Consider the following 20,264-nt stretch of genomic DNA (forward strand, 5'->3'; position numbering starts at 1 on the left):
GGCGTGCGCCAACGGGCGCCGCCCCATTGAGACCCGAGCAGCGCCTTACCGTTCGGCGCGACCAGCTGGCAAAGCGCGTGCCGCCGCGCTCAAAAGATCGGTCTGGGATATCAAGCCGAGTATCCGATGCTCGCTGTCGATGACGATGACCGCATGGGCGTGCCCGTCGGTCAGGACCGGCAATAGCGAGAACGCCGGATCGGTGGCTGAAGCAGTGGCGGCCTTCGACAGGATGTCGCCGACACGATCGGCATGCTTCGACAACTCCCGCAAACCGATCGTCCCGGCCAGATGGCCGTTCCCGTCCATGACCGGCAGCGTCCGGATATTATGCTTTAAGACAAGCGCGCGCGCATCGGCCGGGTCGGCATCGGCGTCGATCGAGATGACGTCGCGGGACATGATGTCGGCGCAGCGGATATCGCCATGCGCGCGGATGGTTGCCTGAAGCTCGACCTGTTGCAGCAAACGGCTGAGATCGCCCCGGTCGATGTCGAAGGTTTCGTCAAACGCGGCCAGCGCGGCGTCGAGATCTTCCTCGCGAAAACCGACGCGCAGCGATGCGGGCAGGTCTGCCGTCTCGTGGATATTGACCGCCGTTATGGTCGCGGCATGCGGATAGTTGCGCCGGGCAAGCTTGTGAAACAGCAAGCCGAGCGCGACCAGAATGCAGGAATTGAGGCCGACCGGCACGAACGGAAACAACAGCCCCCAACTGGCAACGACCGGCCCGCCGAGCACGGCAGTCAGAGCCGCCGCCCCGCCAGGCGGATGAAGGCAACGCGTTAGCGACATTGCCGCGATGGCGAACGAGACGCCGACGCCGGAGGCAATAACCGGATCGTGGACCAGAGAGGCGGTGATGATGCCCACCAGCGCCGAAATCGTATTGCCGCCGATGATCGACCACGGCTGCGCCAGCGGGCTGGCCGGTACCGCAAACAACAGCACGGCCGATGCGCCCATCGGTGCCACGATCAAAGGCAGGTGCGGCCCCTGCCCGAGCAGATAACTGCTGATCAGACCGGTCAGGCCGATACCGATCAGCGCGCCGACACAGGCAATCAGCCGCTCGCGCAAGGTGGCGCCGGCCAGAATGGGAACGAACATTCGAAAACGGCCGTCCGGTTTTGGCATCTTGGGATGGGACATCGGGAAACCGGGCACGCCGAAAGATGGGATCGGGATACCGGCGCGCGCGTCATCCCGTGTCCCGGCTATAGGAAAATCACGCACAAAGCGCAACGGCCAAACGGCAACGGGCCTGGCGGCAAGGGCTGGGACGGCCGGTTTCCCGCCCGCCAAGATCACCTAGTTCTGTTTGGCGGCTTCGGCAAAGAAGCCTTCCGGACTATCGACCTCGACCAGCTTCTTCTTCTCGATCAACCAGAAGCGATTGCCGACCGAGCGGACAAAACTGCGGTCGTGCGAGACGAACAGGCAGCTCGCCTGATGCGCCATCAGTTCGCCCTCCAGCGCCTCCTGGCCGTCGATATCCAGATGGTTGGTCGGCTCGTCGAGCAGGTAGAAGTTGGGGTTGGTCAGCCGCAGGATCAGCATGCCGAGCCGTGCCCTCTGACCACCCGACAGCTGGCCGACCGGCCGCGCCTGCAGCTCGATGGACATTCCAGCGCCTGCCAGCAGCGCCCGCGCCCGCTGGTCGCCGATATCGAACCGGCGAATAATCGTCCCCATCGGGGTGTCTTCATTGCGAAGATCGGCGAGCGCCTGATCGCCATAGCCGAGAACCAGCGAAGGCGTCGCCTTGATGCCGTCCTGCGCCACCTCTGGCTGTTCAACCGCCCTGCGCAGCATCGAGACAAGGCGGGTTTTTCCGGCGCCGTTGGCCCCGAGCAGCACGATCCGGTCACCCTGGCAGACGAACTGCTTGCCGGTTTTGAACAACAGGGTGCCATCCGGCGTCTGAACCGTGGCATCCTCCAGGGTGATCAACACCTTGGCATGGGTGCCGCGATTGGCGAGCCTGATGGCTCCGGCCGAGCGCTCCAGATGTGCGGGCTTGGCGGCATCTTCGAGCTTGTCCGCCCGCTGCTTCAGCTGCTTGGTCTTGACCACCAGCAGGTCGCTGCCGGAATTGATGCCGATATTGTTGAGCTTGGCCGCCTGCTTGCGCAATTGATCGGCGACCTTGATGTCGCGCTGATAGCGGCGCTCGTCGGCAGCGTCGGCCTCGTCCAGTGCACCCCGCGCCCGTGTGTAGGGCAACGGAAAGATCTGCGATTGCTCGGCGCGCAGAAAGAGCGTGCGGTTGGTCACCGTGTCGAGGAAGGCACGGTCATGGCTGGCGATGATGACGGGCACATCGCGCGGCAGCGCATTCAGCCACGCCTCAAGCATGGCGATCTTGCCGAGATCGAGATGGTTGGTCGGCTCGTCGAGCAACAGCACATCCGGCTCGGTCACCCAGACGCGGGCAAGCATCGCAATACGCTGCCAGCCACCGCTCAACTGCTTCAACGGCCGCTGCCGCAACGCTTCCGGCACATCGAGCTCCTCCAGCACCACATCGACACGCCAGCTCTCGCTTTCCTGCTGGTCGGCGGACAGCGCATCCAGCACGGCAGCATAAAAGGGTAGATCGAACAGGCGGGTGGGAACGTTCTGTTCGACATAGCCGATGGTCAGGCCGCGTGCCTTGGTGATCTCGCCTTCGTTCGCCTCAAGGGCGCCGGCAAGGCAGCGAAACAGCGTCGACTTTCCGCGGCCATTGGCAGCGACGAGGCCGATGCGATCGCCGGCATTGACGACGAGGTTGAGTTTGGAGAACAGCGGACTGCCCAGCACGATGCCGAGATTGCGGATGTTGATAAGGGTCATGATCGGTCTCTGGTCTTGCCGCGCAAACATCCATCGAGGGCTCTCAAGCCATCATCGATGCGATGCGCGCGGCGGATAGAAAATACAGCAGCTCGAACCAATAGGATCAGCGCAGTGCCACGAAGGGCAGACCAGAAGACGGTTTTTTAAGAGAAACGGACTTTGGTCAGCCCTGCAAACGCATTTGCAGGGCGTTGACGGGGCCACGCTGGCGATGGTGCCGGAAAAATGTGTTCATTGCGCAGCCCTCCTTTCGATAGGGATCTCTCATAACATCCGATTTTGGGATTCGCAATCGCCCCCCAAAGCAGAGCAACCCGGCCTCAAAGGATGGAGTGATCGACGATGACGACGGGCTTGCCATGCGAACACATCTCGACCCGCGCCTCGACCCTGTAAATGTCACGCAGCATCGAATCCGTAATGACATCGCCGGTCGGGCCACTCGCGATCATCGCGCCCTTGGCGATGACGATGGTGTTTTCGCAATAGCGCAGCGCGTGATTGAGATCGTGCAAAGCAATCAGCACCGACATGCCGGACTTTGCCGCCAGCGACCGCATGAAGCCCAGAACTTCGATCTGGCGAAACAGATCGAGCGCCGAGGTGGGCTCGTCCATCAAAAGGATTTCGGGTTTGCGGATCAGTGCCTGGGCAATCGACACCAATTGCCGCTGGCCGCCGGACAGCTCGCCGAGGCCGCGAAAGGCAAGGTCGTCGATCCGCAGGGCCTGCAGGATACGGTCGATTTCCAGAAGCTCGCTGTCGCGCACCTTCCAGCTCGACCCTTGCTTGCTGGCGAGCAGCACGGATTCGTAGACCGTCAGAACGGCATTGGCGCCCGTGTCCTGCGGCATGTAACAGATGGTTTCCGGCCCCTTCAGCGTATCGGACAGAACGACCGTCCCCGGCCCCGAAGCGAGCCCGGCGATGCGCTTGAACAAGGTGGATTTACCCGCCGCATTCGGACCGATGACGGCAGTCATCACGCCGCCGTTGAGGACATCGGTATCGACGTCCGAGAGCACGACGTGCTTGCCGTATTTGGCGCCGACGCCCTTGAGTGCCAGACCTACCATGCCCGCCTCCGATTGGTGAAGATCAGGATGAAGAAGAACGGCACCCCGACCAGCGCGGTAATGACCCCGATCGGCAGGATGGCGCCGGGAATGAGCGTTTTCGACACGACGGATGTGGCCGACAAAAGCAGTGCGCCGCACAGCACGGACGCGGGCAGGAAGAACCGCTGATCCTCGCCCACCAGCATGCGGGCGATATGTGGGCCGAGCAGGCCGACGAAACCGATGGTGCCGACAAAGGAGACCGGGATGGCCGCAAGCAGGCTGACGGTCATCATCGTCTGCAGCCGCAGCCCGCGCACATTGATGCCAAGGCTTGCCGCCTTGTCTTCACCGAGTCGCAACGCCGTCAGCGCCCAGGCCTGCCGTGCAAACAGCGGAAGGGTAAACACAAGCACCGCACCGGTGATCCAGACCTTCGGCCACGTCGCCTTGGTGAGGCTGCCCATCGTCCAGAAGACCACCGCCGCCAATGCCTGTTCGGAGGCCAAATATTCGAGGAGCGACAGCAGCGCGTTAAAGGTGAAGACCAATGCGATGCCGAGCAGCACGATGGTTTCGACCGTCACGCCGCGCATGGTCGAGGCGAAATGGATGAACAAAGCCGCCGCCATCGCCATCAGGAAGGCATTGATCGGGATCATGAACTGCACGGCGGCCGGAAAAAGCGCCACGCCGCCGACAAGGCCAAGCGCTGCGCCAAATCCGGCGGCGGCTGAAATCCCCAGCGTGAAGGGGCTTGCCAGCGGATTGGCGAGAATGGTCTGCATCTGCGCCCCGGCGACCGAGAGCGATGCGCCGACGGTCACGGCCATTATCGCGATCGGCATGCGGATATCCCAGATGACGACGCGCAGCTGATCGCTGACCGAACCGGCATAGAACAGGGAGGTCAGCACCTCTTTCAAGGTGTAATTGGCCGGCCCCAGCGCCATGTCGATGGAGACGCTGAGGAGCAGGGCCGCGACCATGCCGCAGATCAGCACGATCCGGCGAAAAGCCAGGGCGCGATACTGGACGCGCCCTGTTGTCGTTTCGCTCCGTTCGGCGGCAATGGCCATCGGTTATTCACCCTTCAGGGAGACGAAATAGCCGGGCTTGTAGTCCAGCGGCAGGAAGCGCGCATGCAGTTCCTTGAACGTCGCTCCCGGATCGAGATCCTTGAACAGTTCCGGATGCAGCCATTTGGCAATCTGCTGGATCGCCACGAACTGATACGGGTTGTTGTAGAACTGGTGCCAGATGGCGTGGACATTGCCGTCCTCGACCGCCTTGACGCCGGTGAATGCCGGGCGCTTGGTCAGGTTCTCGAGCTTGCGGTGCGCTTCGGTCAGATCGGCACCATAACCAACGCCGACCCAGTTGCCGCCAGGAACAAAGCCCTGCCAATTGCCTCCGGTGATGATGATTTGATCCGGATTGGAGGCGATGATCTGTTCCGGATTGACCGTACCGAACGTGCCTGGAATGATGTCCTTGGCCATATTCGTGCCCCCGGCGATTTCGACCATCCTGCCGAAATTCTCGTTGCCGAACGACATGCAGCAATCGTCGGAATAGCCGCCGGCCCGCTCGACGAAGACGACCGGTCGAACCATATGGGTCTTGGCCAGCACGTCGGTCACCTTGGCGATCTCGTCGGCGCGGAACTTGATGAAGTCCTCGGCCTTGGTTTCCTGACCAAGCAGCTTGCCCATGATCCGCATGCTGGCTTCGGTATTTTCCATCGGCTTTTCGCGGAAATCGATATAGACGAGCGGGATACCGACCTTGCCGAGCTTTTCGATATAGCCGGCTTCTTCGGTCGAGGTCTTCGCATCGAGGTTCATGATGACGACGTCGGGCTTCAGCGAAATGGCCTGTTCGATATCGAACGTGCCATCCTTCATGCCGCCGAATGTCGGCAGCTTTGCCATCTCCGGGTATTTGGCGAGATAGGTGGCATAGGTTTCCGGATCGGCCTTTGACAGGTCGTCCCGCCAGCCGACGATACGCTTGAAGGGTGCATCCCGGTCCAGTGCGGCGACGAAATAGATCTGCCGGCCCTCCCCGAGAATGACATTTTCGACCGGGACACTGACCTCGACGTCACGTCCGGTTATATCCTTGATGACGACCTTTTCACCGGCCAGCGCTGTACTGGAAAAAAGCGCGCAGAGACCCACGGCGACCAAGGCCGCCTTGCCGAACATACCCATCGTTTTCAACTCCATCGGGGAACTGCAAGTTTCGTAGATATCATGATATTGACAGTCAAGTTTTATCTTTTAGAAGCTTTCCAGAAACCGTTCGCCAACACTTCAATGCAAGGCAGCCATCCATGACTGACACGCCCCGTCTCTCGAACTATGACCTGCGCGACGAGATCAAGGCCTATTGGTCGGTGCGCGCGGCAACCTTCGATCAATCGCCGGGACACGAGATCTTCTCCGACGAGGAACGTGTTGCCTGGCATCGGCTGATCGGCAAGCATCTCGGCACGGGTTATGGGCGCTTGGCGCTGGATCTGGCCAGTGGCACCGGCGTCGTCTCGCATCTGATGGACGATCTCGGTTTCCAGGTCACCGGTCTCGACTGGGCCGAACCGATGCTGGAGCGCGCCCGCGACAAGGCGAAAACCCGCACCCGGGACATCACCTTCCGCATCGGGGATGCCGAAAACACCATGGAGCCGGACGATCACTATGACGTGGTCATCAACCGGCATCTGGTCTGGACGCTGGTCGATCCGGCGAACGCCTTTGCCGAATGGTTGCGGGTGCTGAAACCCGGCGGCACGCTGCTGGTGATCGACGGAGATTTCGTCAACACGACCCTGTTCGAACGCGCGCTGATGAAGCTTGCCGGCTGGGGCCAGCGCTACGGGCTCTTGAAGGGCGATCCGCTTCATACCCCGCCCGGCATGATGGAGACCCACCGCAGCATTCTTTCGCGGGTCTATTTCTCGCAAGGCGCCCGCGCCGAAGCCGTCGCCGGTCTATTGGCTGCCGCAGGGTTCGAAAACATTGTCATCGATACCGATCTTGGCGACATCCACCGCACGCAGGCCAAGCACTGGAATATCCTGAAAGGGTTGGCCCGCGCGACACAGCATCGCTATGCGATCCGGGCAATCAAACCGGTTAAAGAATCAATATAGACCAACTTTCCATTCTGGACTTTATTGTCCATAGTCTCCGTGATAGACAAGCTGCATCGCTATCACGGAGAAGCCAGTCATGCAGATCGAGGAATTCACGCTCGAACGGATTCAGTCGCTTTATGAGAATCTGGTGGAGCTCAATCTCTCCGACAGCGGCGTCCATCCCTATTCGTTGAAGGAACTGTTGACGCCGGACCAACTGCTAGGCCTGCACGAGGTCGAGCTCGGCTACGGCTGGACCAATGGCGGCGTAGAGCTGCGCGATACCGTCGCCCGGCTCTACAAGGACCGTGACCGCGAAAACGTCATGGTCACCAATGGCTCGGCGGAAGCAAACTTCATTCTGGTCATGACTCTTTTGGAGCCCGGCGACGAGATGGTGATGTTCGTGCCGAACTATCTGCAGATCCGCGGCTGGGCAAAGGCGCTCGGCGTCACCGTCAAAGAGATCGTTTTGCGCGAGGAGCTGGGATGGTTGCCCGATCTCGACGAGGTGCGCGCCGCCGTTACCCCGAAGACCAAGATGATCAGCCTGTGTAATCCGAACAACCCGACCGGCAGCCTGTTGCCGCGCGAAACGATGGATGCGCTTGTCGATATCGCCCGCGAGCACGGCGTGTATCTGCATGCCGACGAAATCTACAAGGGTTCCGAACTGGATACCGAAGAGTCCATCAGCTTTGCCGACCTATACGAAAAGGCAGTGGTAACCGCGGGGCTTTCCAAGGCGATGGCGCTTCCGGGCCTCCGGCTCGGCTGGTTGGTTGGTCCGGCCAAGGAAATCTACGGCACCTGGCAGCGCAAGGACTATACCTCGATCACTACCGGGGCATTGAGCGAGCACATCGCCAATATCGTCCTGCAGCCAGCCAAACGGGCCGAAATTCTGGCACGCAGCCGCCATCTGCTACGGGAAAATCGGGCGTTGCTGACAGCCTGGATCGAGGCGCACAACAATTTATTTTCCTACCTGCCGCCACGCGCCGGCGGCATGGCTTTCGTGCGTTATAACCGTGACATCAACTCCTCCGTTCTGGTCGATCGGGTGCGGGAGCAAAAGAGCGTCATGCTGGTGCCCGGCGATGTCTACGGCCTTGACGGCTATATCCGCATCGGTATCGGCGCACAGAAGCCTCATCTGGAAGCCGGGTTGGAGCGCCTTGCAGATTTCATGAGGGGTTGAGAACCACCCTATGAAGCCTGAACTCGCCTCCTATGCTGCCGTTTGCGATGGTGTCGCACAGCTGTTCCAGCCATTTGTCGAGGTGGTGCTGCACGATCTCGACACGGAGACGGCGGCGCACATCGCCGGGAATTTTTCCAAGCGCGAGATCGGCGAGCCCTCGTTGTTGCACGAGATCGACTTCCGTCCGGCCGAGCGGCTTCTCGGCCCTTATGAAAAGGTCAACTGGGATGGCCGCCGCATCAAGTCGATCAGCATCATCCTGCGCGATAGCAGCGAGCGGCCGATGGCCGTGATGTGCATCAATGCCGACGTCTCGCATTTTCATGCCGTGATGCAGACGTTGAGCGCCTTCGCCTCGATCCCCGTCGATCATGCCAAGCCGGCAAGCCTGTTCAAGGAAGACTGGCACGAGCGTATCAACGAGTACATCCAGAACTGGACGGGTTCGCGCGGGCTGATCATCGCCGACCTGACCCGCGAGCAGAAGCAGCAGGTGGTCAAGGATCTCTCGGCCGACGGCGCTTTCGGCGGCAAGAACTCCGCCGCCTACATCTCGCGCATCCTCGGCATGGGCCGCGCGACCGTCTACAAATATCTCAGCCAGGACCGATCGGCGGACGAATGATCATCCTGTCACACTGAGATAGAGGCTTTGGTCGATCTCGACAGTGCGCTTGCGGCGGCTTCACCCCGGCGATATCACCATCGCTGATCTTACCGGCATCGCAATTCAGGATATCGCCATCGCAACTGCTGTTCTCGAGGCACACCAGCGCGCTCATGCGGTTTGAACTTGTCTTTTTCAGCTGTCCGCAGGCTGCCCCATCCGCGAAAGCAGGATCACAGGCAGTATCCCGATGACGACGATAGCCAGAGCTGCGATGGATGCTTCCTCATAGGTGCCCCTTGCGGCCTCGCCATAGAGGTGCGTTGCGAATGTCTCGACGTTGAGCGGCCGCAGCAGCAGCGTGGCGGGCAGTTCCTTGACGCAATCCACGAAGACCAAGAGACTGGACGCCGTGATCGCCGCCTTCGACAACGGCAGATGGACATGACGGAACGTACCAGCCGCCGATTGACCAAGGACACGCGAGGCGTGGTCGAATGACATCGGGATACGCGCCAGTCCCGCATCGATGCCGCCAGCCGAGATGGCGAGGAACCGCACGGTATAGGCATAGAGCAAGGCGGCGCCCGAACCGATGAACAGGAGGCCAGTAGATACGCCGAACCAGGCGGTGGCCGTACGATCAATGAAACCGTCGACTGTGGCGAGCACGATCAGCACGCCGATGGCAACGACCGTGCCAGGCGCTGCATAACCGAGCGTCGAAAGCCGCTGCAGCCACGCGGTCGCCGCTCCCGGCCGCAGCCGGCTGGCATAGGCGACGAGCAGGCCGAACAGGACCGTGATGATCGTTGCGGCGGACGCAAGAACGATGGTGTTGAAGGCTTCACTGAGGAAGCGCGGCGAAAGTCCGGCGAATTCAATCCGCTTCCATGCTTCGTTGACGAGATAGCTTGCGGGGGCACCAAAGCCGATGAGGATCGGCAGGAGCCCGGCGGTAAACAGCACCAGACCTTTTGCAGTCGATACCCGGCGCGGTTCGAAGGCGCGGCTGCGTTGCGCGCCGGTCGAGTAGCGCTGCTTGGCCCGCGCCCATTTCTCGAAAGCCATCAGTGCCACCACGACCATCAGCAACGACAGCGCGATCTGCGAAGCCCCCGGCAGATCGGTACGGGTGATCCATGTGGTGTAGATGGAGACGGTCAGCGTCCGCACACCAAGAAATTCGGAGGCACCGATATCGTTGAGGGTTTCCATCACCGCGAGGCTGACACCGACGGCGACTGCCGGGCGGGCCAGCGGCAGCGCGACATGCCAAAAGACGGCGCGGCGCGAGATACCGAGCGTGCGCGACGCATCGATCAGATTGGCCGACTGCGTCAGGAACATCGCCCGCGTTGGAATATAGACATAAGGGTAGAGGACGAATCCCAAAAGCAGGATGCACCCCGTCATCGAACGTACATCCGGCAGACGGAATTCCCTTGGACTGGAATAGCCAAGCAGCCAGCGGATCGCCCCCTGCACCGAGCCGATCGGGTGCAGGATGTCGAGATAGGCGTAGGCGATGATGTAGGTGGGCACCGCGAGCGGTAGCAACAGTGCCCATTCGAGCACGCGTCGGCCGGGAAAGGCATAGGCCGTGACCAGCCAGGCCGTGGACGTGCCGAGAACGGCAGTGATCAGACCGACGCCACCCAGCAGAATGGCAGTATCGACCAAGGCGGTTGGCAATATGGTGGAGACGAGATGAGACCAGAGCCCCGCCGAACCCTTGAGCGCCTGCAGCAACAGAGCAATGACCGGCAGCATGACAAGACAGGCGATGATGCCGGCGCCAAGCAACCAGCGGGCTCCAGCGCGGCCTTTGGGCCAGCTTCGCACAACGCTGATCATCGGCTGAAATCCATCCCTCGGGCACAAGAAAAGGCGCCCGCGATAACGCGGGCGTCTTGCCGTTGTTTAGTTGTCGAAGCCGACCTTGTCGACCAACTCGCTAGCCTGTTTGCGGTGGCTGACGATTTCCGTCAGCGGCTTCGGGTCGATTTTCAGCTCACCGAACGAGGCGACGATCGGATCAGCCGCAACGCCAGCCTTGACCGGATATTCGAAATTGGCCTCAGCATAGATCTTCTGGGCTTCGTCGGAGACGAGATATTCCAAAAGCTTGACCGCTTCTGCCTTGTTCGGCGCATTCTTGGCAACGGCAGCACCGCTGACATTGACCTGCGTGCCGCCATCCTTGAACGTCGGCAAAACGACCTTGATGGCGTCGCCCCATGCAACCTGCTCTTCGCCACCCTTGCCCGAGCGCATCAGGCCGACATAGTAGGAATTGGCGACAGCGATATCGCAAATGCCACCGAGAATATCCTTGGCGCCATCGCGGTCACCGCCAGCTGCCTTGCGGGCGAGATTGTCCTTGAGACCCGTCAGCCATTTTTCGGTTGCTTCAGCGCCGTAATGGGCGATGTGATCGGCAAACAAAGCCGTATTGTAAGGATGGTGGCCGGAGCGAATGCAGATCTTGCCCTTCCATTTCGGATCGGCAAGGTCTTCGTAGTTGAAGGCCGTCAGGTCGAGGTCCTTGGCGGCATAGATGACACGTGCGCGCATCGACAGCGCAAACCAGTGGCCCTTGGCATCACGGAGCTGCTCGGGAATTGATTCCGTCAGTACGGTGGATTCGACCGGCTGAGTGATGCCCTTTTCAACGAGGTCGATCAGGTTTCCGGCATCGACGGTCATCAGGATGTCGGCTGGCGAGCTTGCGCCTTCGGTGGCGACGCGTTCAACCAAACCGTCCTTCATGAAGACGGTATTGACCTTGGTGCCAGTCGCCGCCGTGAAGGAATCGAGCAGCGGCTGGATGAGGCCCGGCTCGCGGGTCGTGTAGATGTTGAGTTCGGCAGCCGAGACGACGCTCGTGCTGAGGAGCAATGACGCCGTAAACAGGGTGGATTTCGCTATGCTTGACGTGTTCATAAATCTCTCCAGGTGGACGATGCCAAGTTGTCGAGCATTAATTGAAGAAAGCAGTCAAGTTTACCTAAGCGACTTTACCGTAAACCGATCGCCGGCAGAGCACGCCTGCCTACGCCACCGGAAACGCCAGCCAGGTATACGGCAAAACGGACAGGCCGACCTTATCTGTACCCGGCGGCAAACGGTCCATTGTGCGCACCTGCAGTGGCTGCTCCAGCCCATCGACGGTGATGGCAAGCTGTTCGACCTCGCCAAGGAATATGCGGCTTTTCAAATGCCCGGAGAGATCGCCCGGAGCGGGTGAGACCGAAATTCCCTGCGGGCGGATATAAAGCATCATCGGCATCCCGTCGCCAGCATCAAGCACGTGCGCAAACCGTCCGATCGCGGTTTCGACATGCCCGTTGCGATAGACGCCTGAAACCTTGTTGAATGCGCAGAAGAATTCTGCCGCATAGGCAGACACCGGACGATCATGCAGATCGTAACCCGATCCCGCTTGAACGATCCGGCCGGCCTTCATCAATACCACCCGGTCGCCGGCCGAAAGCGCCTCTTCCGGGTCGTGGGTGACCATAATCACCGTCGTGCCGAGGCCTTTCAGCAGCGACAGCGTTTCATCGCGAACCTTCTCCCTCAGGCCCCTGTCGAGATTGGAAAACGGCTCATCCATCAACAGAATGTCCGGCTGGGGAGCCAGTGCGCGGGCAAGAGCGACACGCTGCTGCTCGCCGCCCGAGAGCATATGCGGGTACCGCTCCTTGAGATGCGCGATGCCGATATGAGCGATCACATCGGCCGTTCTGGCCGCCGCTTCCTGTTTCGGACGGCGCTTCAAACCGAACAGGATATTCTGCTCGACGGTCAGATGCGGGAAGAGTGCATAGTCCTGGAACACGAAGCCGATCTTGCGGTCCTCCGGCTCAACGAAACGGGATGGGCTGGAAACCTCCTGGCCGTTCAGCAGGATACGGCCGCCATCGACAACATCCACCCCGGCAATCATCCGCAGCAAAGTCGATTTTCCGCAGCCGGACTGGCCGACGAGGCAGATGATTTCGCCGGACGCTATTGTCAGCGACACATCATCAAGCGCGACGGTCGCGCCGAAACGGCGGCTCACATTATGAAGTTCAAGCGTCCGATCCAGGGCGTGCGGCGTCAAAATCCTATCCAGTCCCTCATGCGCGGCCGATAGCCAACCCCGGCAGACGGCGGGCACGACTCATCGTTTGAGCGCGTTTATCAGGATATTTCGCGGAAAAGACAATCAGGTCGCCCACACCGCGGTCAAATCGCAGCGGCGCGGATGGCCGAGCCATCGCCGAGCGCTGCCGCCACCCGAAGCTCGGCTGCAGGCAGCCGATCGATGAAAGTACATTCTGCCTGATAAGGGAATTTTCGGTTTCGGTTGGAGCCCGTCTGTGCGGGCGGTCGATGAATGGCGCCTTTTCGGATCGGCGTCGCAAGCTCGCCTCGCCGCAGGCCCGCCGGAAACCGACGGGAGGCGGCAATCGGCTTAGATTTCGGTTCCCAGCAAGGCCGATACGGAAATCTGCAGTGCTGCGGCAATTCTTCTCAACTTGGCCGGATCGGCATCGCTGCCATCTTCAATGGCCGAGATCTCGGAATTTGCCAATCCGCAAGTCACTGCGAGGTCTTCGATGCTGTAACCGGCAGATTCACGATAGGCCTTGACCCTGGACGCAACGGTCCCGGCGGAAACGGCGTCGAGGCCAAGATTGTCGAAGTTATTGACTGCAATAGACATGGAAGTCTCCTGTTGTTCATGAATCGAACGTCTGCTTTATCGTTCCCCGTTTTATGCCTGACCGCAAAATACGAATTCCTTTTATTGCTGCAGTGCGGCATCGACAAGCGAATATTGCTGCATCCGCTAGATGGCCCGGTTCGAATGTTTTAGCCAACGTCGTTCATATCTTAAAAAGTTCAATCGAACCAATGGTATGTGAAGGTTTCCTCATGGATATGCGCTTGGTTATTTCGTGATGGTGAATCCCGACGGCACCTCCTCAATGCGCGCTGATTTCGTCTCGACATTCGCAACGGAAGCGCCAAAAGGGCCGATCCAACAGCGCTCCAGCATGGTGCTTACCGTTGCAGCAGGTCCGCAGATCAAGGCTGTCACCGACCCATCGGCTTCGTTGCGAACCCAGCCAGACAGATCAAGCCTTTGCGCTTGCCCGCGCATCCAAAACCGGAAACCGACACCCTGGACACGCCCGGTTATGCGAAGCAACATCGCTTTGGCTTCATCCGTCATGACCATTTCCACCAATTTCAGTCAGAACAATCTGGAGCAGGCATCGAAGATTACAAGCGTGTTTTCCAACGCGTCTTTCCCCTGCTATGGAAAGGCCGGCCCTGGATGAAACACCGGGCTCCCGATACGACAACAATGGAAATCGATATGGATACCGTAGAAATCAATGGGCGCAGCGATTTCGCTCTCTGGGCAATCCAGCGCGCGCAGGAAATCGTCATGAACGAGGGCGCAGCTCTTGCCCTGGCGGCCCGCGACATGAACGAAGACGCCCTCCAGGAGAATGGCGCCGCACTTGGCAAGGCCATCGCGGACGCGATGCTCGAGGTTTTTGACGGCTTGATGACCGAGTAGTCGAAACACGTTCAGCGAGCATCGCCGCCCGCCGAACCGATATCGATTTGCCCGGCTCCGGAATGGGCCGTCTGCGCCTTAAAGCGGCGTGACGTCGAACCCGAACCACTTCTCCGACAATGTCTTGATGGTACCATCGGCTTTAGCCCCGCTATAGCCCCAAGACCAGCGTCGCCAAGCGCCGTGAACGCGCTCACAGGTGAGCAGCCTGAGACGCGAATTCGAAGAATTGTTCAAGGCACCGAGGCCGAAGAGTGACAGAGGTCAGAGGCGCTGGCGAAGCTGATATCAGGCGAGATCGTCCAGCGTATAAGCGCGGATATAGTCGATCTTCATTTCCGAACCATCAGGAAGCCCGTCCGTGGGCGCCCCGGCCATGCCGCCGACGGCGAGGTTGACCAGCATGTACATCGGTTTGTGCATGTCGGACGGCGTATCAGCACGCGCGACGGCGACATCATCGATATACCAGACGATCTCATCCTGCTGCCACAGGACGCCGTAGGTGTGAAAACCTTGCGTATCGACGACGCTGACGGCGGTGGCAACCGACGTTTGCTGGCCGGTTTCGTTTGAGTGGACGGTCACATGCACGGTGTTGGGATCCTGGCCGCGCATTTCCACGACATCCAGTTCCGGTGGCCAGGAGCCATCTTCCGGAAGCAGCCAGAACGCGGGCCACGTTCCTCTATCTTCCGGCATGTCGGCGCGGATTTCGAAATAGCCATAAGTCTGTGAAAAGGATGCATGCGTCGTCAGCATGCCGGACGTGTAATCGTACCCCTCGACCTCGGCGTTGATCGCGTCCGGGGTTTTCTCGGCTGTGATCGTCAAGACGCCGTCGCTGACGTAAAACGGATTGCTGGCGGATGTTGGAGCATGGCGTGGGTTGACGTACCATTGAAGCTCGCCGTTGCCCGTTAACGTGGCCCCCTTCTCGGGCGCCCACCAGTATTTTGCTTCCCAGACCCCCTCCGTGCCGTTCACAAGCTGCAGCGTGTCGAAATTATCGCCAAATGTCTGGGTCAGAGCGGCGCGATCGAGGCTCAATTCGAACTGGCCGGCATTCAGATCGGCTTTACTCGTATCGGCAAACACCAAGCTTTCGCCATCGCCAAGATCAAGCCTGAGATGTGCGCCTTCCTGGGTCGCATGGGCGAGAACCTGATCAAAGGATGTCAGCGAATAGTCATTCAACCGGACGATATCGGCGGCATCGAAATCGGTGATCAGATCACTGCCATTGCCCTTGGCGAAAATGAAAGTATCCGCGCCGGCACCGCCGGTGAGCACGTCATTGCCGGCGCCGCCGTCCAGCGTCTGCCGGCCGGAGGCTCCCCTGATGATGTTGTCGGCGGCATTTCCGAAGGCATAGCGGAGATCGCCGGTGACAGTGAGGTTCTCGAAATTGTCGGGCAAGGTATAGCTCATCCAGGTGCTGATCGTGTCGATACCCTGCCCTGCCGCCTCGTATGCGCGGTTTATCGCCGAATAGAGGTAGTAGATATCGTCCCCCATGCCGCCGCTCATCGTGACGTTGACGGCGCTATCGCCCCACATGGAATCATTGCCCGCTGTACCGCGCAATGTCGGGCCGGAGCCGGTTGCGGAGAAAAACCCGGTCGAACTGTCGCTGTAAAACAAGGTTTGCCCGATGGCGTTCAAAACGGTTTTGCGCATGATCATCTCCTGTGGTCCTGCTGGCAATAGCCAGTGGCACCGGAAACGGGATCGATGCCGCAGTGCAACCAAGGTACACCAGGCTGCCGGATACCCCATCAAGGATCGGGCTGGTGCGCGCGAAACCGTCAAGCTGCGTTAATATGCAGACAAACAATCTCGTTCTGGATCAAGTGTGACCGATTTCGGAGCAGTAAGACAGTCAGTTTTTCCCCTTGTCTGGAATGCGCGAGAAGGCGGCAAGGACCGTGCGTTCCGATTGAAGAAGGTAGCTTTCCAACGTTGCTGCAGCCTCATGCATTTCGCCCGCATCAAGCTTTTCGACAATGGCGGCGTTCAGTTCGATATAGGGCTCATGCAGAAGTTCGGGACTGTCAAGAAGTCCGAAGCTCAGGCGAAGCTCTGCGGCAATCTGGAGGTAGAAAGCGTTCAGACGTTCGCTGTCGGCGAGATCGACGATCGCCGCATGGAAGACCATGTTGGCGCTGCCGACCGTGCCCCAATCACTCTTAACGCTGGCTGCGCGCGCTTCCTCGACAGCGGCGCGCATGCGGCCGACTGCGGGATGCTTCGGATAGGCCTGCGCCACAGCCCGGCACTCGATGACGCGGCGCACGCGGTAGATATCGATGATCGACGCCATGCTGGGGATGGCGACGAAAACGCCACGGTTCGGCTCGTGACGCAGCAGCCCTTCCTTGGTCAGAAGCCGGAATGCTTCACGCAGCGAATTGCGGGAAACCTGCAGATCGGCGCTCAACTTTACTTCCGACAGACGATGGCCGGGCTTGAGTTCGCCAGCGATCAGCTTGTTGCGGATCGCTTCCGCCAGGCGGGGCGCAAGTGCGGATGTCATGTCCTGGTCAGTCATACACGTCCTTCATGCGAAGCGATAAGCACCTCGTGGTTGACCGATATCGTGGTTTTCTTCACTTGGAAATGGGGTCTGCATCGATCGCGTGAATGGGCGTATGATCTGCAGCTTGAATGCGGCAGCCATAGAGGGATTCCGCAATCCGGCTACGCTTTATTCGGTGGCGGCAAGGCCGCCTACGCAGCAGCAGATACTGAAAAATGCATCAGGAGACACGGATTCGCTTCTTGGTTCAAATATGAAAAGCTCAACATTTCAACAATATGATGGAACGATGAAATAATAATCGTTGAACAATATTGACAGGGTTGTGAAATGCGGCGAGGTTGTGGCTGTCAATAAAATTGACTGGGCCCGTGCGGGGAATGTGCGGCGCCCGTAAATAAAAGCGAGGGTTCATGGAACAGTCACCTATTTCACCCAACAACGGCACACCGCCAACGCCCGCCATGTCGGCCAAATCGCGGCGGGCCGCACTTGTCGCCGCAATCTTCCTGATGGCCACATCCGCCATTGGCCCGGGCTTCATTACCCAGACGGCCACATTCACAAGTCAGCTCGGAGCCGCCTTCGCTTTCGCGATTCTTGCCTCCATTCTCATCGATTTCGTCGTGCAGCTGAACATCTGGCGGATCGTGACGCTGACCAAGATGCGCGCGTCCGACATTGCCAATGCGGCCATTCCGGGCACCGGTTACCTTTTGGCAGTTCTCGTCATCGTCGGCGGCCTGTTCTTCAATATCGGCAATATCGGCGGCTCTGGCCTCGGCCTCAACGCCATGCTCGGTCTCGATCCGAAATGGGGCGGCGCAATCAGCGCCCTGATCGCCATCGGCATCTTCAGCTCGAAGCGCGCCGGCGTTGCCATCGATCGCCTGATCGTCGTGGCCGGTGTCCTGATGATCCTTCTGACGCTGTATGTCGCGATTGTCTCCGCGCCGCCGGTCGGCGATGCGCTGTTCCAGACCTTCCTTCCCTCCACCATCAATTTTGCCACGATCACCACAATCGTCGGCGGTACGGTCGGTGGCTACATCACCTATTCCGGCGCACATCGTTTGCTCGACAAGGGCACTGTCGGCATCGAGAATCTTGGCGCAGTCAACCGTGCCGCGTTGACCGGTATCGCCGTCACCGGCCTGATGCGCTATGTGCTGTTCCTTGCCATTCTCGGCGTGGTCGCCAGCGGCGTTGTTATCGATGTTTCCGGCAAGGGCGCCAATCCGGCAGCACAGGCCTTCCAGGCGGCTGCGGGCGATGTCGGCTATCGCATCTTCGGTGCCGTTTTATGGTTTGCCGCCATCACCTCGGTCATCGGTGCGGCCTACACTTCGGTGTCGTTCATCACAGTCTTCAAGAAGGATATCAGTGAGCGTGCCCGCAACATCGCGACAGTGATCTTCATCGCCGTCTCGTTGTTCTTCTACGTGATCATCACCACGCCACCGGCGCAGATGCTGATCTTCGTTGGTGGACTAAATGGCCTCATCCTGCCGATCGGCCTGTCGATCTTCATCTATGCTGCCTGGGCACGTTCCGACCTCATGTCCGGTTACCGCTATCCGCGCTGGCTGCTGGTGCTCGGCGTTCTGGCTTGCGCGCTCACCTGGTACATGGGCTACAAGTCGATCGGCCCGATCTTCGCCCTGCTGTCGCCAGCCACCTGAGGAGATAAACATGACTGCCATCGATCTGAACAGCGATCTCGGTGAAAGCTACGGCGCGTGGCGCATGGGCGACGACGACACGATGCTTGCCATCGTTTCCAGCGCCAATGTTGCCTGCGGCTTCCATGCCGGTGATCCCGCCGGTATCTGGAAGACCGTCGAGGCGGCCGCCAAGAAAGGTGTTTCGATCGGAGCGCATGTCTCCTATCCCGATCGCGTCGGCTTCGGCCGGCGCGACATGGACGTGACGAGCGGCGAACTCATCGCCGACGTCATCTATCAGATCGGTGCGCTGAAAGGCATGGCGGCCGCCGCCGGAACAACCGTCGGCTATGTCAAGCCGCATGGCGCCCTCTACAACCGCATCGCCCATGACCCCAAACAGGGCCAAGCGGTGATCGATGCCATCAAGGCGATCGACCCGTCACTGGTGCTGATGGGCCTTGCCAATGCCCCGATCCTTGCGCTTGCGCAGGCGTCGGGTCTCAAGACCGTCGCCGAAGCCTTCGCCGACCGTGCCTATACGCCGGACGGACAGCTCGTTTCGCGCCGCGAACAGGGTGCTGTGCTCCACGACACACAATTGATCGCCCGCCGCATGCTGCAGCTGGCCCGGCAGGGCACGCTTGAGGCGGTCGACGGCTCGACCATCAAGATCGATGCGCAATCGATATGCGTCCATGGCGATAGCCCGGGTGCCGTTGCCATCGCACAGGAAATTCGCCGCGCCTTCGAGGCCGACGGCATCACCGTCCGGTCGTTTCTGCCGGCTTGATGGATATTGTGGGAGGAACACAATGATCGCGATAGACCATCTCCGCCATGTGAATGCCGAACAGGCTCGTATTGCCCGCGAACGCTACCGTGCTGGCAGCATCGAGCCGACATCGGGCGTCGCCCCCGGCTTCACCCAGGCCAACATGATCGTTCTGCCACGCGACTGGGCCTTTGATTTCCTGCTGTATGCGCAGCGCAATCCGAAGGCTTGTCCCGTCCTCGACGTATCCGATCCCGGCTCGCATGCCACGTTGCTCGCCCCCGGCGCTGACCTGCGCACCGATATTCCGCTCTACCGCATCTGGCGCGATGGCAAGCTGGCCGAAGAAACCGCCGACGCACGCACCGCCTGGGCCGAGCATCCCGATCTCGTCAGCTTTCTGATCGGCTGCAGCTTCACGTTCGAGACACCAATGGCGGAAGCCGGCATCGAGATACGGCACATCACCGACAAGTCCAACGTGCCGATGTATCTGACCAACCGGCCATGCCGCCCGGCCGGGCGTCTGCACGGCAACATGGTCGTGTCGATGCGGCCGATCCCGGCGTCGCGCGTTGCCGATGCGGCAACGATTTCCGGTCGCTTTCCGGCCGTGCACGGTGCGCCTGTGCATATCGGCGCACCGGAAGAGATCGGCATCAAGGATCTCGCTAAGCCCGAATTTGGCGATCCGGTACGCATCGAGCCCGGCGAAATCCCCGTTTTCTGGGCCTGCGGCGTTACTCCGCAAGCAGCCGTGATGGCATCCGGTGTGCCGTTTGCCATCACCCATGCGCCGGGGCATATGTTCATCACCGATATCCCCGATTCCGCTTACCACGCCTGAGGT

Annotated in this window: 20 protein-coding genes; 8 read left to right on the forward strand and 12 right to left on the reverse strand. The window is 60.1% G+C overall.

The features are described from left to right. Positions 1 to 45 precede the first annotated feature (45 nt). The 5 genes from ACP7BS_RS17415 to ACP7BS_RS17435 form a co-directional block, all read right to left on the reverse strand. The gene (locus tag ACP7BS_RS17415) at positions 46 to 1,152 is read right to left on the reverse strand and encodes an HPP family protein (protein ID WP_426239113.1); all 1,107 of its coding nucleotides are present in this window, start codon (positions 1,150 to 1,152) and stop codon (positions 46 to 48) included. 159 nt (positions 1,153 to 1,311) lie between these two features. After that, positions 1,312 to 2,838, reverse strand: coding sequence for an ABC-F family ATP-binding cassette domain-containing protein (locus tag ACP7BS_RS17420; protein ID WP_426239114.1), 1,527 nt, complete (start codon positions 2,836 to 2,838; stop codon positions 1,312 to 1,314). 323 nt (positions 2,839 to 3,161) lie between these two features. Continuing rightward, the gene (locus ACP7BS_RS17425; protein WP_426231621.1) at positions 3,162 to 3,917 is read right to left on the reverse strand and encodes an ABC transporter ATP-binding protein; all 756 of its coding nucleotides are present in this window, start codon (positions 3,915 to 3,917) and stop codon (positions 3,162 to 3,164) included. Beyond that, positions 3,911 to 4,978, reverse strand: coding sequence for a FecCD family ABC transporter permease (locus tag ACP7BS_RS17430; RefSeq protein ID WP_426239115.1), 1,068 nt, complete (start codon positions 4,976 to 4,978; stop codon positions 3,911 to 3,913). The genes ACP7BS_RS17425 and ACP7BS_RS17430 overlap by 7 nt, the downstream gene beginning before the upstream one ends. 3 nt (positions 4,979 to 4,981) lie before the next feature. Further along, positions 4,982 to 6,115 carry an ABC transporter substrate-binding protein gene (locus ACP7BS_RS17435; RefSeq protein WP_426239116.1) on the reverse strand — a complete coding sequence of 378 codons (1,134 nt, stop codon included), beginning with the start codon at positions 6,113 to 6,115 and terminating at the stop codon, positions 4,982 to 4,984. A gap of 122 nt (positions 6,116 to 6,237) precedes the next feature. On the opposite strand from ACP7BS_RS17435, the gene ACP7BS_RS17440 reads away from it, so the two are divergent. The 3 genes from ACP7BS_RS17440 (at position 6,238) to ACP7BS_RS17450 (ending at position 8,870) form a co-directional block, all read left to right on the forward strand. Beyond that, on the forward strand, positions 6,238 to 7,056 hold the full coding sequence (locus ACP7BS_RS17440) for a class I SAM-dependent methyltransferase (RefSeq protein WP_426239117.1): 819 nt from the start codon (positions 6,238 to 6,240) through the stop codon (positions 7,054 to 7,056). 79 nt (positions 7,057 to 7,135) lie between these two features. Next, positions 7,136 to 8,242, forward strand: coding sequence for an aminotransferase class I/II-fold pyridoxal phosphate-dependent enzyme (locus ACP7BS_RS17445; RefSeq protein WP_426231617.1), 1,107 nt, complete (start codon positions 7,136 to 7,138; stop codon positions 8,240 to 8,242). A 10-nt stretch (positions 8,243 to 8,252) separates the two neighbouring features. Continuing rightward, positions 8,253 to 8,870 (forward strand): helix-turn-helix transcriptional regulator, encoded by a 618-nt coding sequence (locus ACP7BS_RS17450; protein WP_426239118.1) that lies wholly within the window; start codon positions 8,253 to 8,255, stop codon positions 8,868 to 8,870. Positions 8,871 to 9,047: 177 nt separating this feature from the next. On the opposite strand, the gene ACP7BS_RS17455 is transcribed toward ACP7BS_RS17450, so the two are convergent. The 5 genes from ACP7BS_RS17455 to ACP7BS_RS17475 all read right to left on the reverse strand — a co-directional run bounded on the left by ACP7BS_RS17455 (position 9,048) and on the right by ACP7BS_RS17475 (position 14,082). Next, complete coding sequence (locus tag ACP7BS_RS17455) at positions 9,048 to 10,709, reverse strand: ABC transporter permease (RefSeq protein WP_426239119.1); 1,662 nt, start codon at positions 10,707 to 10,709, stop codon at positions 9,048 to 9,050. Between the two features lie 66 nt (positions 10,710 to 10,775). Beyond that, entirely contained in the window at positions 10,776 to 11,798 is a 1,023-nt protein-coding gene (locus ACP7BS_RS17460; protein ID WP_426239120.1) for a Fe(3+) ABC transporter substrate-binding protein, read from the reverse strand. A gap of 109 nt (positions 11,799 to 11,907) precedes the next feature. Beyond that, a complete protein-coding gene (locus ACP7BS_RS17465; RefSeq protein ID WP_426239121.1) occupies positions 11,908 to 12,963 on the reverse strand; it encodes an ABC transporter ATP-binding protein in 1,056 nt (351 codons plus the stop codon). Positions 12,964 to 13,317: 354 nt separating this feature from the next. After that, positions 13,318 to 13,569, reverse strand: coding sequence for a helix-turn-helix domain-containing protein (locus tag ACP7BS_RS17470; protein ID WP_426231614.1), 252 nt, complete (start codon positions 13,567 to 13,569; stop codon positions 13,318 to 13,320). A 228-nt stretch (positions 13,570 to 13,797) separates the two neighbouring features. Beyond that, positions 13,798 to 14,082 carry an acylphosphatase gene (locus ACP7BS_RS17475; RefSeq protein ID WP_426231613.1) on the reverse strand — a complete coding sequence of 95 codons (285 nt, stop codon included), beginning with the start codon at positions 14,080 to 14,082 and terminating at the stop codon, positions 13,798 to 13,800. 147 nt (positions 14,083 to 14,229) lie between these two features. Here ACP7BS_RS17475 and ACP7BS_RS17480 point away from each other — a divergent pair, with 147 nt between their 5' ends. Continuing rightward, a complete protein-coding gene (locus ACP7BS_RS17480; RefSeq protein WP_426239122.1) occupies positions 14,230 to 14,436 on the forward strand; it encodes a hypothetical protein in 207 nt (68 codons plus the stop codon). 288 nt (positions 14,437 to 14,724) lie between these two features. On the opposite strand, the gene ACP7BS_RS17485 is transcribed toward ACP7BS_RS17480, so the two are convergent. Next, positions 14,725 to 16,116: a family 16 glycosylhydrolase gene (locus ACP7BS_RS17485; RefSeq protein ID WP_426239123.1), complete on the reverse strand. Its 1,392-nt coding sequence runs from the start codon at positions 16,114 to 16,116 to the stop codon at positions 14,725 to 14,727. Positions 16,117 to 16,318: 202 nt separating this feature from the next. After that, positions 16,319 to 16,987 (reverse strand): GntR family transcriptional regulator, encoded by a 669-nt coding sequence (locus ACP7BS_RS17490; RefSeq protein WP_426231609.1) that lies wholly within the window; start codon positions 16,985 to 16,987, stop codon positions 16,319 to 16,321. A 36-nt stretch (positions 16,988 to 17,023) separates the two neighbouring features. Here ACP7BS_RS17490 and ACP7BS_RS17495 point away from each other — a divergent pair, with 36 nt between their 5' ends. The 4 genes from ACP7BS_RS17495 to ACP7BS_RS17510 all read left to right on the forward strand — a co-directional run bounded on the left by ACP7BS_RS17495 (position 17,024) and on the right by ACP7BS_RS17510 (position 20,261). Next, entirely contained in the window at positions 17,024 to 17,257 is a 234-nt protein-coding gene (locus ACP7BS_RS17495) for a hypothetical protein (protein ID WP_426239124.1), read from the forward strand. Positions 17,258 to 17,388: 131 nt separating this feature from the next. Beyond that, positions 17,389 to 18,657 carry an NRAMP family divalent metal transporter gene (locus ACP7BS_RS17500; protein WP_426231607.1) on the forward strand — a complete coding sequence of 423 codons (1,269 nt, stop codon included), beginning with the start codon at positions 17,389 to 17,391 and terminating at the stop codon, positions 18,655 to 18,657. A 10-nt stretch (positions 18,658 to 18,667) separates the two neighbouring features. Further along, positions 18,668 to 19,432 (forward strand): LamB/YcsF family protein, encoded by a 765-nt coding sequence (locus tag ACP7BS_RS17505; RefSeq protein WP_426231606.1) that lies wholly within the window; start codon positions 18,668 to 18,670, stop codon positions 19,430 to 19,432. A gap of 22 nt (positions 19,433 to 19,454) precedes the next feature. Then, entirely contained in the window at positions 19,455 to 20,261 is an 807-nt protein-coding gene (locus tag ACP7BS_RS17510) for a putative hydro-lyase (RefSeq protein WP_426231605.1), read from the forward strand. Positions 20,262 to 20,264: the final 3 nt, after the last annotated feature.

Source organism: Pararhizobium sp. DWP1-1-3 (genome assembly GCF_049896125.1).
Classification (GTDB): domain Bacteria; phylum Pseudomonadota; class Alphaproteobacteria; order Rhizobiales; family Rhizobiaceae; genus Pararhizobium.

What these genes read in the sequence shown, in the direction of transcription:
- ACP7BS_RS17420 (WP_426239114.1), bottom strand. Translation starts at nt 2,838, where the DNA reads ATGACCCTTATCAACATCCGCAATCTCGGCATCGTGCTGGGCAGTCCG.
- ACP7BS_RS17505 (WP_426231606.1), top strand. Translation starts at nt 18,668, where the DNA reads ATGACTGCCATCGATCTGAACAGCGATCTCGGTGAAAGCTACGGCGCG.
- ACP7BS_RS17460 (WP_426239120.1), bottom strand. Translation starts at nt 11,798, where the DNA reads ATGAACACGTCAAGCATAGCGAAATCCACCCTGTTTACGGCGTCATTG.
- ACP7BS_RS17450 (WP_426239118.1), top strand. Translation starts at nt 8,253, where the DNA reads ATGAAGCCTGAACTCGCCTCCTATGCTGCCGTTTGCGATGGTGTCGCA.
- ACP7BS_RS17445 (WP_426231617.1), top strand. Translation starts at nt 7,136, where the DNA reads ATGCAGATCGAGGAATTCACGCTCGAACGGATTCAGTCGCTTTATGAG.
- ACP7BS_RS17415 (WP_426239113.1), bottom strand. Translation starts at nt 1,152, where the DNA reads ATGTCCCATCCCAAGATGCCAAAACCGGACGGCCGTTTTCGAATGTTC.
- ACP7BS_RS17480 (WP_426239122.1), top strand. Translation starts at nt 14,230, where the DNA reads ATGGATACCGTAGAAATCAATGGGCGCAGCGATTTCGCTCTCTGGGCA.
- ACP7BS_RS17485 (WP_426239123.1), bottom strand. Translation starts at nt 16,116, where the DNA reads ATGCGCAAAACCGTTTTGAACGCCATCGGGCAAACCTTGTTTTACAGC.
- ACP7BS_RS17510 (WP_426231605.1), top strand. Translation starts at nt 19,455, where the DNA reads ATGATCGCGATAGACCATCTCCGCCATGTGAATGCCGAACAGGCTCGT.
- ACP7BS_RS17470 (WP_426231614.1), bottom strand. Translation starts at nt 13,569, where the DNA reads ATGTCTATTGCAGTCAATAACTTCGACAATCTTGGCCTCGACGCCGTT.
- ACP7BS_RS17500 (WP_426231607.1), top strand. Translation starts at nt 17,389, where the DNA reads ATGGAACAGTCACCTATTTCACCCAACAACGGCACACCGCCAACGCCC.
- ACP7BS_RS17435 (WP_426239116.1), bottom strand. Translation starts at nt 6,115, where the DNA reads ATGGGTATGTTCGGCAAGGCGGCCTTGGTCGCCGTGGGTCTCTGCGCG.
- ACP7BS_RS17430 (WP_426239115.1), bottom strand. Translation starts at nt 4,978, where the DNA reads ATGGCCATTGCCGCCGAACGGAGCGAAACGACAACAGGGCGCGTCCAG.
- ACP7BS_RS17425 (WP_426231621.1), bottom strand. Translation starts at nt 3,917, where the DNA reads ATGGTAGGTCTGGCACTCAAGGGCGTCGGCGCCAAATACGGCAAGCAC.
- ACP7BS_RS17440 (WP_426239117.1), top strand. Translation starts at nt 6,238, where the DNA reads ATGACTGACACGCCCCGTCTCTCGAACTATGACCTGCGCGACGAGATC.
- ACP7BS_RS17490 (WP_426231609.1), bottom strand. Translation starts at nt 16,987, where the DNA reads ATGACTGACCAGGACATGACATCCGCACTTGCGCCCCGCCTGGCGGAA.
- ACP7BS_RS17455 (WP_426239119.1), bottom strand. Translation starts at nt 10,709, where the DNA reads ATGATCAGCGTTGTGCGAAGCTGGCCCAAAGGCCGCGCTGGAGCCCGC.
- ACP7BS_RS17475 (WP_426231613.1), bottom strand. Translation starts at nt 14,082, where the DNA reads ATGACGGATGAAGCCAAAGCGATGTTGCTTCGCATAACCGGGCGTGTC.